10 protein-coding genes are annotated in these 12,527 nt (G+C 34.1%); all 10 read left to right on the top strand.

What is annotated here, in order from left to right:
• Positions 1-4: 4 nt before the first annotated feature.
• Complete coding sequence (locus EDD66_RS00175; RefSeq protein WP_123607525.1) at positions 5-730, top strand: response regulator transcription factor; 726 nt, start codon at positions 5-7, stop codon at positions 728-730.
• A gap of 52 nt (positions 731-782) precedes the next feature.
• The gene (gene xylA, locus EDD66_RS00170) at positions 783-2,102 is read left to right on the top strand and encodes a xylose isomerase (RefSeq protein WP_330510790.1); all 1,320 of its coding nucleotides are present in this window, start codon (positions 783-785) and stop codon (positions 2,100-2,102) included.
• Between the two features lie 274 nt (positions 2,103-2,376).
• The gene (locus tag EDD66_RS00165; protein ID WP_243115271.1) at positions 2,377-3,381 is read left to right on the top strand and encodes a LacI family DNA-binding transcriptional regulator; all 1,005 of its coding nucleotides are present in this window, start codon (positions 2,377-2,379) and stop codon (positions 3,379-3,381) included.
• Positions 3,371-4,210 carry a carbohydrate ABC transporter permease gene (locus EDD66_RS00160; protein WP_123607523.1) on the top strand — a complete coding sequence of 280 codons (840 nt, stop codon included), beginning with the start codon at positions 3,371-3,373 and terminating at the stop codon, positions 4,208-4,210. Before EDD66_RS00165 ends, EDD66_RS00160 begins: the two co-directional genes overlap by 11 nt.
• 53 nt (positions 4,211-4,263) lie before the next feature.
• Positions 4,264-5,580 (top strand): ABC transporter substrate-binding protein, encoded by a 1,317-nt coding sequence (locus tag EDD66_RS00155; RefSeq protein ID WP_123607522.1) that lies wholly within the window; start codon positions 4,264-4,266, stop codon positions 5,578-5,580.
• Between the two features lie 75 nt (positions 5,581-5,655).
• On the top strand, positions 5,656-6,528 hold the full coding sequence (locus EDD66_RS00150; protein ID WP_123607521.1) for a carbohydrate ABC transporter permease: 873 nt from the start codon (positions 5,656-5,658) through the stop codon (positions 6,526-6,528).
• 31 nt (positions 6,529-6,559) lie between these two features.
• The gene (locus tag EDD66_RS00145; protein WP_123607520.1) at positions 6,560-7,927 is read left to right on the top strand and encodes a family 4 glycosyl hydrolase; all 1,368 of its coding nucleotides are present in this window, start codon (positions 6,560-6,562) and stop codon (positions 7,925-7,927) included.
• Between the two features lies 1 nt (position 7,928).
• On the top strand, positions 7,929-8,825 hold the full coding sequence (locus EDD66_RS00140) for a carbohydrate kinase family protein (protein ID WP_123607519.1): 897 nt from the start codon (positions 7,929-7,931) through the stop codon (positions 8,823-8,825).
• Positions 8,826-9,165: 340 nt separating this feature from the next.
• The gene (locus EDD66_RS00135) at positions 9,166-10,395 is read left to right on the top strand and encodes a cation:proton antiporter (RefSeq protein WP_123607518.1); all 1,230 of its coding nucleotides are present in this window, start codon (positions 9,166-9,168) and stop codon (positions 10,393-10,395) included.
• 235 nt (positions 10,396-10,630) lie between these two features.
• The gene (locus EDD66_RS00130; RefSeq protein ID WP_123607517.1) at positions 10,631-12,514 is read left to right on the top strand and encodes an S-layer homology domain-containing protein; all 1,884 of its coding nucleotides are present in this window, start codon (positions 10,631-10,633) and stop codon (positions 12,512-12,514) included.
• Positions 12,515-12,527: the final 13 nt, after the last annotated feature.

Raw genomic sequence — 12,527 nt, 5'->3', positions numbered from 1 at the left:
ATATATGTGCAAAGTAATGATAATTGACGACGAAAGAGCAATCAGGAATCTACTTAAAATCACTTTAGAAAAAGAAAACTTAGGTCTTGAAATTGTAGGGGAAGCAGCAAGCGGTATTGAAGCGATCAATACTATAGATAATTATAAGCCGGATATCGCATTTGTTGATATCAGAATGCCATTTATGGATGGAATCGAGTTTAGTAAACTTGCAATAAAACGCTATCCCAATTTAAAAATTATCATATTAACAGCTTTTAATGACTTTGAATATGCAAGGGAATGCATTGGAATTGGAGTATGTGAATATTTGCTGAAACCAATTTCAAGAGACGAAATACGTGAAACATTAATAAAGGCAATCCAAGAAATAAAATTAAAAAAACCAGAGGAAAACTGGGAAGAAGAAATAGAAAGCAGCAGCAATTCCATATTAAAGATTAAGGAATACATTAGTAAAAATTATCAGGATCCAGAAATCAATCTTACATCAATAGCCCAACAATATGGTTTTAACCCAAGTTACCTAAGCCGCATGTTTAAAAATAAAACAGGGATTGGATTAAACGATTTCTTAACACAGTGCAGGATGGAAAAAGCCATCCATTACGCAAAAAAAGGGAAGTTAATGTATGTGACAGCAAAAGAGGTAGGAATTCCAGATCCAAATTATTTCAGCAAATGCTTTAAAAAATATACTGGAAAAATCTATTCAGACATGCACGATTAATAATTTTTAAAGAGTTTAGACAAACTAATAAGAAAATTTAAGGAGGTTTATTATGGAATATTTTAAAGGAATACAACAGATAAAATATGAGGGCCCACAAAGCAGGAATCCATTATCATTTAAATATTATAATCCAGACGAGATAGTAATGGGTAAAACCATGAAAAATCAATTAAGATTTGCCATGTCTTATTGGCATACCTTTACACATATGGGAAGTGATCCATTTGGTGTTGCTACAATATTCAGGCCATGGGACGATGCCAGTGATGTTATGAACAATGCAAAGGAAAGAGTTCATGCAGCTTTTGAATTTATGGAGAAGATGCAGATTCCGTTCTTTTGTTTCCATGACAGGGATATTGCACCTGAAGGAAAAGATCTGCAGGAAACCAATGCCAGACTCGATGAAATCGTAAAAGTGATTAAAGAAGAAATGGCCAGGACAGGAATTAAATGTTTATGGGGAACTACCAATGCATTTAGTAATCCAAGATTTGTTCATGGTGCAGGTACCTCAGCCAATGCAACAGTATTTGCTTATGCGGCTGCACAAATTAAAAAGGCGATGGAGATCACCATGGAACTCGGCGGTGAGAATTATGTATTCTGGGGTGGCAGAGAAGGTTATGAAACTTTATTAAATACGGACACTGAATTAGAATTAGATAATTTCGCGAGACTTCTTAAGATGGCAGTGGATTATGGGAAAGAAATCGGCTTTACAGGCCAATTTTTAATTGAGCCAAAACCAAAAGAACCAACGAAACATCAATATGATACTGATACAGCAACAGTACTTGCTTTTCTTAGAAGATATGGATTAGAAGATTATTTCAAGATGAATATCGAAGCAAATCATGCAACACTTGCTATGCATACATTCCAGCATGAATTAAACCAATCACGTATCAACAATGTACTCGGCAGTGTGGATGCGAACCAGGGAGATCCATTATTAGGATGGGATACGGATCAATTTCCAACGAATCTTTATGATACTACCCTGGGTATGTATGAAATCATATTAGCAGGTGGATTTACAAAAGGTGGATTGAATTTTGATTCTAAAGTCAGACGGGCTTCCTTTGAAGAATCGGATCTGTTCCATGCTTATATTGCAGGTATGGATACATTTGCAAGAGGATTCAAGGTTGCTGCCAAGTTAATTGAAGATAAAGTATTTGAAAACTTTAAAGCAGAACGTTATGCAAGTTATAATAGTGGAATTGGTAAAGATATTATAGACGGAAAAGTAGGTTTCAAAGAATTAGAAACGTATGCTTTAGAAAACGGAACTACTCCAAATACTTCGGGAAGACAAGAATTATTAGAATCCATATTGAATCAATATATTATAGAAACAAAGTAGTTAAAATGTTGAAATGGTTAAATAGATATTAAAAATACCCTTTAGGCAGATTTAGAACAGAATCTGGCTAAAGGGTATTTTTAATATCTATTTTTGTATGAAACAAATGAAATAAATATGAAACATATGTAATAATTGCAACAATATTGACAAATAAAAGTCCATATTTTATGATGAAATTGTTATAAATGATAAAATATTTAAAAATGATTATAAAAATATGGTGATTATATACAAAATTTGTTTCTGAAACAATATGAGTGAGGTGAAAATAATGTCATTGACTGTAAGAGAAATAGCAAAAGCAGCAGGGGTTTCTCCGGCAACCGTTTCAAGATATTATTCCGGAAGTGATGTAGTAAGTACTGAAGCAGCAAGAAATATTGAAAGAGTAGCAAAAGAGCTGGGCTATACACCAAAATCAAAGAAGTGCAGAGATAATGGAGTGATAGCTGTTTTAATTCCGGATTTGCAGCTGGGTTTCTATGGAGAAGTTTTAAAGGAGCTGATTGAACAAATTCCAAGGTATAACTATAGAATTGTTTTTATACCAACAATCGAAGGAAGTGATCATTATAAGATCTTCTTTAAAGAGATGAATATTGTTGGTGTGATATATCTGGATGAAGCAATTGACAGGGATATTATTAATTATATTTCCTCAAAAAAAATCAAGACTGTAATGTGTGCAGGGGCATCTTTCGACAGTAGATCTGAGATGGTGCATATTAATGATATTGCTGCAGCTTATGAGGGGACAAAATATCTTATTAGTTTAGGACATGAAAAGATTCTATTCTTATCGGACCATTTACGTAATATAGCATCATGCTTTCAACGTTTTACAGGATGTAAACGGGCTCTTGATGAAATTGGAATCAATATTAATGAAGAAGAAATGTTAGGTTGTGGCCCTGTTACATATGAAACCGGATATCGCTTGACAAAGCAATTCTTAGAAAAGAAAACAATCTTTACAGCAATTTTTGCATTTAGTGATGAGATGGCTTTGGGAGCCATTTCTGCATTGCATGATTTTGATCTTAAGGTACCGGAAGATGTTTCAGTATTAGGATTTGATGATATATCTGTCGCAAACAGGATAATTCCCAGACTTACGACGATACACCAGCCAATTAAAGAATTTGTAACTAAAACATTGGAAGCTTTTCAAGAACTGGATGCGGCAAACAGTAACCTGGAAATAACCTTACCCTATAAGCTTATCAAAGGCGGTACATGTACCCAGAACAGAGGAGTAAATATATATGAAAAATAAAGGAATTGTTGTAGCTTTTCAAAACTTAATACGGTGGATTTATTTAGCATTCTTTGTCCTTATATCGATAGGCCCTTTAATTTGGATTGTGATGTCCTCATTTAAATCCAACAAAGAAATTTTATCCTCGGCTTTTGCAATGCCAGGCAGTTTTAATTTTAGTGGATACAAGGCAGCCCTGGACTTGGCTCCAATATTTAAATTCTATGGAAATAGTTTGTTTATCGGGTTTGTAAGTACTACCCTTAATATTATTGTTGTATCAATGGCCGCGTATATTTTGGCAAGATGTTGTTTTAAAGGGAAAACGATCTTAACTTTATTACTATCCTCTTCTCTTCTGATTCCTACTTCATCATTATTAATGCCAATCTATATTATCATGACGAAAATCGGACTGTATGATTCTAAGACGGGGCTTATTATTGTATATGCGGCATTAGGATTACCTGCCTCATTATTTATTATTAAAAGTTATTTTCAAAGTATACCTGTTGAATTGGAAGAAGCCGCATATCTGGATGGAGCAGGATTTATCCGTACATATTTTACAATTGTATTTCCTATTGCCAAATCGGGATTAGCAACGGCAGCAATACTGCAATTTTTAACTGCCTGGAATGAATTCATGTTTGCTTTAATCCTGACAAAAAGTACCAATGCAAGAACGTTACCATTAGCTCTTAACTATTTTACATCCCAATTTTCATTTAATTATACAGCAATGTTTGCAGCTCTTGCCATGGTTATCATCCCAAGTATTTTAATTTATACATTATTGCAGGAACAAATAACAGATAGTATGGTGGCTGGGTCTATTAAAGGATAATCTGACACTTTGGTGTCTGAATATATAATGTATTTCAAGAAAGGGGAATTATTATGAAAAAAAGTATTAGAAAATGTTTAGTGGCACTATTGACCTGTTCCATGGCTGTAAGCTTATTTGTGGGATGCTCAAAAGAAAAAGGCGGTACGGCCCCGGATACAGAAAGCAGCAATGTTAATAACACAGAAGAAACTGGAAAGATTGTTGAGATAAGTTTTCCTACATCCTGGGTAGGTGTAAGTACGAATACAGAGTGGTTTAATGATCGTCTTGCAGCATTTAACGAGCAATACAAAGATAAGTATAAGGTGGTTGTAGAGGAAATAGCAGGGGACCAGGCATATGTAGATAAAATGAAGGTCTTATATTCTTCCAATTCTTTGCCCGATGTGATCAGTGCCGGAGGTTACAATCTAATTGATCCAATGAAAGACCAGCTTAAGGACTTAACAGACTATATCGATGCTGACTGGAAAGCAGCAAATAGTGAAGTATGTTGGAATGTTAATTCAAGAGATGGAAAAATTTATGGCATTCCATATTCAAGACAGGTCATAGGGTATTTTTATAACAAGGATTTATTTGCAAAAGCAGGCATTACAGAGCCAGCGAAAACATGGGATGAATTCTTTGTACAGTGTGATAAATTATTAGCGGCTGGAATTACTCCGGTTTCAATGGATACTGCAGATTCCGGATGGCTGACATCCTTAATTTTAGGAGCTATGGTAGCATCCACAGATGAAGGAGAACAGTTCATGAATACTTCCCTGCCATCCAACTACAACACACCTGAATTCATCAATGCAGCTGCTATGATTCAAAAAATGTTCCAAAAATATACTACCTCTGATGCAATTGGCGGCAAATATGAAAATGGTGCAAGCAATTTCTTCATGGAACAAACGGCAATCATTGCAAATGGTCCATGGATGGTGAGCGATTTTTATGATACAGCAATGGTAGAAGAAGGATTTGCTGACAAGATTGGTACAGCAATGTTTCCAGAAGGAGTTATGTATAATAGCGGTAAAATTGGATTTCACATTGCTTCTAAAACGGAAGATAAACTTAATGCTTCCCTGGATTTCGTAAGATTTCTAACATCGAAAGAGAGTCAGCAGAAGATGTTAGAAATGACAGGAGATATACCATCCGATGTAACGGTTACTTCAGACACGATCTATCCTATTATTAATGAAGTAATTGAAAATGGTAATAATGCAGCAAGAAATATCAATGACTTCCAAAGCCTGTGGTATGCTAATGTAGTGGACGAAATCAGTATTCAATATCCACTGCTGGCTCAAGGGGAGATTACACCAGAAAAATTTGCGGCAGCTCTGACAAAAGCAGCTGAGAAAAATTAATTAGAATAATATACTATTTCTTCCTCTGCCGGTCTGTTAAATGGAGGCAGAGGAAGAAGGATGGAGGTGACTGATATGCGTGTAAAGAAAAGTATGATGCTATGTTTCTTATTGCCATGCATCCTGTTGTTCGCTTTGATTTATTTAATACCAATGGGAATTGTATTTATAACTTCGTTCTATGATTGGAGAGCAGGAGGAGTGTTTCATTTTGTTGGATTAGATAATTATATGGAAGCTTTCATAAATGATACCAGAATGCATCAGGCACTTAAGAATACAGGGATATGGGCATTGCTTCAATCAATAGTCCACGTTGGGATAGGAACCATTACAGCATTTTTACTTGCTCGTAAACGCAGGGGCTGGAAAGTTCTTAGGACCATATTTATGATTCCTAATGTTATCTCGGCAGCAGCATTAGGTGTAATATTCTTAAATGTTTTTAATTCCAAATATGGACTAATAAACTCTTTTATAGGTGGGATTACAGGGAAAGATTTTTCAAAGAACTGGTATTTTGATCAAAATACGGCATTTCTTACAGTTACCTGGAGCTGGCTGCTATATGCCGGTTTAGTTATGATTTTAATACTTGCAGGAGTAATGTCAGTTTCAGATGACATTATAGAAGCAGCTAAAATAGATGGAGCGTCTGGTTTTAAAATAGATCTGAAAATCAGATTACCTCTTGTTCGAAATATACTTGGAACATGTGTGATAATATCAGCGACAAGTATGCTGAGGGAATTTGAATTAATATACTTAACAACCAATGGCGGTCCAGGTATCACAACATTGAATCTGCCATTATATCTATACAAAACATCTCTAACGGATAATAATTATGGCTATGCAAATATGATGGGTGTTTTACTGATCATACTTGGGATTTTTGTAGTATTTACCATCAATAAGTTATTCCGTATGAATGAGTCTGACTATTAATGATATTAAATGCAGGACAAGGAGGATATCAATGAAAATAACTGTAATTGGTGGCGGCGGTGTTCGCTCAATGTTTCTTGCTAAGAGCTTAGCACAGAATGGCAAAAGATTAGGTATTACAAAGATCGTATTCATGGATAACAACGAGAAAAAATTAAATATATATGGAAAGATGGCAAAACAGGTAGCAAACAGGATTGATAGTTCGCTAAATTTTAGTCTGACATCAGATCCAATAAAAGCAATAGAAGAGGCAGATTATATCATTACGACTATCCGCGTAGGGGAAGATGAAATGCGTATAAAGGATGAAAAGACTGCATTATCCCATAATCTTCTGGGGCAGGAGACCACAGGAGCGGCAGGTTTTTCTTTTGCTATGAGATCGGTACCTGTATTAGCAGATTATTGCGAATTAATTAAAAAGCATGGAAAAAAGGATGTGAAAGTATTCAATTTTACGAATCCTGCAGGTGTTGTGTCCCAGACATTAAGAGATATGGGGTATGATTTCACTTATGGAATATGTGATGCTCCAAGTTCTTTGCTCCATTCTTTTGCAAAATTATATGGAGTCAGTCAGGATGAAGTGACAGGGGAATGTTATGGACTGAACCATTTATCTTTTTTTAAAAGCATTAAATTAAATGGCAGGGAAATTATGCCTGAATTACTTCAAGATGATCGGATTTATTCAGAGACGGATATGAGATTTTTTGAAAAAGAGCTGGTATTACATATTGGATGTATCTTAAATGAGTATTTATATTATTTTTATTACCGGGAGGAAGCGATTTCGAATATTCTTGCCGCTAATGTTACCAGAGGAGAGGTTATTAGAGACATTAATATACAGATGACGAATGAATTATCAAAAATGGATGTAGAAGGCGATTTCGATAATTGCCTGAGAGTGTTTGAAAAGTGGTATGATAAACGTGAAACTGCCTATATGGCAAATGAGACCGGAGTAAAGAGCAAGAAACCTGCTTTTAAATTTGACATTTATGAAAAAGACAGTGGAGGATATGCAGGGGTTGCTTTAAAATATATTGAGGCTGAATTATCCAATGAACCACAGGATATGATTCTTTGTGTGCCAAACAATGGAGCCATTAAAGGATTAAAGAATACAGACGTGGTAGAAATCAGCTGTACTATAACGAAAGATGGTTATATTCCTCATAAGTTTGAAGAACTGGAGGAACTTCCAATGGAATTGATCCGAAGGGTAAAAGTTTATGAACGGCTTGCTTCTGAGGCGATAAGGAATCGTAATATACAGCAGGCAATTGATTGTTTAATGGTTCATCCATTAGTGAATTCCTATTCACTGGCTAAAACTTTGGTAAATCAATACTTAACTACGAATGATGAATATATTGAAGGGTGGAATTAGAATGGGCTTTGTATCCGGAGTAGGAATGATTAATGTAGATATACTATATTCTGGAATAAAGAATGTACCAAATGAAGGAGAAGAAGTATATTCAGAAAAGTTTGATATACAGCTGGGGGGAGGGATACCGGCAACCATGGTGAATCTGTCAAGATTAGGTGTCCCTACAAAGTTCTGTACATTTTTAGGGAATGATATGTTCTCCAATTATGCAAAAGAGCAATTAGATCATTATAATACGAAATATTATAATATGTATAAGGGAAATGGGATTCCACTTACCATAACATCTATCATAACTACGAAAAGAGATCGTACTTTCATCTCTTTTAGCGATAGGCCTGAGATTACAAAATCAGATCAGGAAAGTATATATCAAAAATTAAAAGGTGCTAAAATAGCAGATATGCATATAGGCTATCTGGAGGTTTATAGGCGCTTAAAAGAGGATGGTACGAAGCTTATTTTTGATGTGGGCTGGGATGAAGAAATGTCCCTGGAGAAATATTCTGATTATCTTGAACTTGCAGATTATTTCACACCGAATCAAAAGGAAGCCCTTAAGATTACAAACTCAGGTAATGTTATGGAGGCAGCTGAAAAATTAAAGAAATATTTTAAAAACGTAATTATTAAGCTGGATAAAGATGGATGCATGTGCCTGGAGGGAGAATGTTCCTATATCATACCCCCACTAAAAGATATAAAGATCACAGATGCAACTGGAGCAGGAGATGCATTCTTAAGTGGATTTATTTATGGTTTATACCATGATTATTCCGTGAAAGATGCCATTCTTTTTGGAAATATAACGGGTGGAACCTGTGTACAGGGTATGGGATGCCTTACAAGCTATGTGAATGAAGAAGAACTGTTAAAAATTGCTGAGAAATTGTGATATAGAAATAGGTATGTTAGGTTATTATTAGCCATTAGCATATCTATTTTTTCTATCTGTCTATTTCAGAATAAATATGTAGAAATATTTTTACTTTATGTTAAATATATATCTAAGTAATTAATAGATAAAACAGCTCATATGTATGATATTAGCACAAGGTCCATTGCAGGTATTATGTAATAAATCCTATTTATACAAAGTAATAGTTAAATTTATAACGTAAACGTATAAAAATCCTATTGATTTAAAAAAGCAATGGGGGTAATATTATAAATTGTTGGGAACAAAATTGTTTTTATAACAAAAAGTGATGTAATATATACTGAAAGGAATTATTATGGAATCTTATAAGTTTTTATTGGACTTAGCTTTAATTTTACTAAGTACGAAAGTGTTAGGTCTTGTAACAAAAAAATTTAAAATGCCTCAGGTAGTGGGTGCACTTCTTGCAGGATTATTATTAGGACCTGCTATGCTTAATGTGTTAAATGAAACGGAATTTATTATTTCACTATCAGAAGTTGGCGTAATTTTATTAATGTTTGCGGCTGGACTTGAATCAGATATTGGAGAATTAAAAAAAACTGGAAAAGCATCACTTATTATTGCGATTTTAGGCGTTATCGTTCCTCTGGTTGGTGGATTTGCAATAGCGTACATTTTTAATAAACCTGGGATTATTGATTCAAATGCCTCTGCAAATATATTTTTACAAAATATATTTATAGGAGTTATATTAACTGCAACATCTGTTAGTATTACTGTAGAAACTTTAAAAGAATTAGGTAAATTAAATACAAATGTAGGGAATGCAATCCTTGGGGCTGCGATTATTGATGATATACTTGGGATTATTGCTCTTACAATTATAACAAGTCTTGCAGATACAGCTGTAAATGTGGGAGCTGTATTGTTTAAAATATTCGCATTTTTTGTTTTTGCTATTATAGCAGGGTATGTGTTCTATTTTATTTTTCACAAGATTAGAAGCAGATATCAAAGAGATCTGCGCAGATTTGTTATTTTAGCTTTTGTTTTTTGTCTGTTGATGGCATATTCCTCAGAAGTATTCTTTGGAGTTGCTGATATTACTGGTGCATATATTGCAGGATTGGTTTTGTCAAATTCCAAGTCGTCTAAATTTATTTCCAATAAATTTGAAACAGTATCTTATGTTCTATTATCCCCAATCTTTTTTGCCAGTATTGGACTTAAGGTGGAACTACCCAAGATGACATTTGCTATTATATTATTCTCCATCCTATTAGTATTTGTTGCAATTATTACTAAGATAATTGGTTGTGGATTAGGGGCAAAAATTTGTTCGTTTTCGAATAAAGAAAGTATTCAGATAGGGAGCGGAATGGTCTCCAGAGGTGAGGTCGCACTGATTGTGGCAAGTAAGGGGGCAGCCCTGGGATTAATGTCCAGCGCTTTATTTGGACCGGTTATAATTGTTGTGGTAGCTACAACAATCATATCTCCTATTCTTCTAAAAATAGCATTTAAAACAAAAAAGAATATTGTAAAAAAGAATAATAACGAAGTATCTAAATTAAGCGCATAATTTATTTCATAAAAAGAAAAACTGGGGCTGTCCCATTTCGATCTTATAACAGCCTCGGTTTTTCTTTTTTAATGGAAGAAAATTAGATTTTATTAAAAATTGATTAGATTTTTATTAGAATAAAAGATAGTTTTTTCACAGATAATTCATATATTTTTCACATAATATACATTGTTAAAAATTATAATCTATAGTAAGATATAGCAATGTAATACCAAAAAAAGGAGAATGTACTATGAAGAAAAAAATATTAGCTTTCCTGTTGGCAATAGCTATGCTTTCTACCTTCATTCCAGCTAATACAGTAGTAAGAGCCAAAACACATGATGCAGCATATGCAAATCAGGTGATTGATGTATTAGGGATTATGAATACCGAAGGCCAAACAAATGGGAGTTCACAGGATCCGGTTACAAGAGCCGAGTTTGCACAAATGCTTGTGAATCTATCAAAATATAAAGATACCGTTGGTGCAACTACCAGCATATCTTTATTTAAAGATGTGACAAGTAAATTTGAAGGAGCCGGATATATTGAATTTGCCATAACACAAGGATGGATGACCGGATATATAGACGGTAATTTCAAACCTAATAAAAACATAACATTACAAGAAGCTGTCAATGGAATTGTAGCAATACTTGGCTATACGAATGAGGATTTTGCCACAAATAAAAATGCAGGGAAAATGTCATTGTATACCTCTAAAGATTTAGATGAGAATATTTCTAAAACAAAAAATGAAAGTTTAAATAGAGCTGATTGTGCCAATCTTTTTTACAATACGCTTGTTTCAACTATGAAAGATAATACTACGGTATATGCAACAACATTAGGCTATGCATTGGATGCAGATGGGGAATTAGATTATTTGAAACTGGTGAATAAAGAAATGGATGGCCCTATTATTGCCAGCATAAGTTGGAGCAGTACATTACCCTTTACAGCAGTAAAATACTATAGAAATGATGTAATCAGTGATAAGAATTCCATTGAGATTCATGATGTTATTTATTATTCAAAAAATTTGAAAACAGTGTGGGCATACAGTGAGAAAGTAACTGGTATTCTTAAGGAAGTTTCTCCAAGCAGATTAAATCCTACTGAAATTACAATAGCAGGTTCTACATATACATTAGGAACAAAAGAAATGTCTTATGAATTTTCAACTCTTGGAGATGTAAAAATTGGAGACGCAATTACATTGCTTTTAGGTAAAGATGACACGGTGGTTGGTGTTTTGAGTGAGGGTGAATACAATGCTAAAATCGGTGGTGTTGTTCTGGAAACATCAGAAAAGCTTACAGATGGAATTAATGGGTCAGTATATACAAGCTCGTTCGTGACCTTAGTAGATTCTTCCGGACGTAAATTAGAAGTAGAATATCAGGGAGATAAGGATGATTATGTACCAGGAGAAATTCTATTTGTAAGTTATAGTGATGGTAAAGCAAGTATCAGTAAATATGACAGATATGCAGGGGATATCAGTGGAGATATCAGCTCAGACGGCAGCGTAGTCGGTGGACGTATCATTGCAAATGATGTGAGAATTCTGGATGTTAAAAAGCAGGAATACATAAAGATTCCTAGCAGCAGATTAGCAGGTATGCACTTATATGCAAGTAACATATTATATTATTCTTTAAATGGAAATGAAGAAATTCAGGAACTTATATTAGACGATGTTACAGGTGATCTTTCAAGTTACGGTATTTTAATTGACACTACTGCAAATATAAATAATTTGAATCAATTAACATCTTCTTATCAATGTATGATAGATGGCGTAGAAAGTACATATACAACAAATGAAAACATAGGAGGCGTTAATAAAGGAGTTTGTAAGTTTGATTTTAATGGAAATACGATTGAATCAATTAAGAATTTATCAAATACATTTATTTCATCGATAAATGGAATGAAGATAAAATCATATGGTCAGGAATATATTATGGCGGATGAAGTTGATGTATACTTACTGAATTCATCCAAATATTATAAGACAACGCTTTCGAAAGTATCAGATTTAAATAAATATAATTTATATGCTTATTACGATGAAGCCACAATATCCGGCGGAAGAATCAGGATTATAGTAGCTCAGCGGAGACAATAGACAAGAAAGGAAA

The sequence above is a fragment of the Mobilisporobacter senegalensis genome (assembly GCF_003752155.1).
In the GTDB taxonomy this organism is placed as follows: Bacteria; Bacillota; Clostridia; order Lachnospirales; family Lachnospiraceae; genus Mobilisporobacter; species Mobilisporobacter senegalensis.
The sequence above is the reverse complement of the archived record's forward strand: the minus strand, read 5'-3'. Positions and strand labels throughout refer to the sequence as shown.

Excerpts from the sequence above, each read along its gene's own strand:
- EDD66_RS00175 (WP_123607525.1), top strand. The coding sequence starts at position 5 with ATGTGCAAAGTAATGATAATTGACGACGAAAGAGCAATCAGGAATCTA.
- xylA (WP_330510790.1), top strand. The coding sequence starts at position 783 with ATGGAATATTTTAAAGGAATACAACAGATAAAATATGAGGGCCCACAA.
- EDD66_RS00165 (WP_243115271.1), top strand. The coding sequence starts at position 2,377 with ATGTCATTGACTGTAAGAGAAATAGCAAAAGCAGCAGGGGTTTCTCCG.
- EDD66_RS00160 (WP_123607523.1), top strand. The coding sequence starts at position 3,371 with ATGAAAAATAAAGGAATTGTTGTAGCTTTTCAAAACTTAATACGGTGG.
- EDD66_RS00155 (WP_123607522.1), top strand. The coding sequence starts at position 4,264 with ATGAAAAAAAGTATTAGAAAATGTTTAGTGGCACTATTGACCTGTTCC.
- EDD66_RS00150 (WP_123607521.1), top strand. The coding sequence starts at position 5,656 with ATGCGTGTAAAGAAAAGTATGATGCTATGTTTCTTATTGCCATGCATC.
- EDD66_RS00145 (WP_123607520.1), top strand. The coding sequence starts at position 6,560 with ATGAAAATAACTGTAATTGGTGGCGGCGGTGTTCGCTCAATGTTTCTT.
- EDD66_RS00140 (WP_123607519.1), top strand. The coding sequence starts at position 7,929 with ATGGGCTTTGTATCCGGAGTAGGAATGATTAATGTAGATATACTATAT.
- EDD66_RS00135 (WP_123607518.1), top strand. The coding sequence starts at position 9,166 with ATGGAATCTTATAAGTTTTTATTGGACTTAGCTTTAATTTTACTAAGT.
- EDD66_RS00130 (WP_123607517.1), top strand. The coding sequence starts at position 10,631 with ATGAAGAAAAAAATATTAGCTTTCCTGTTGGCAATAGCTATGCTTTCT.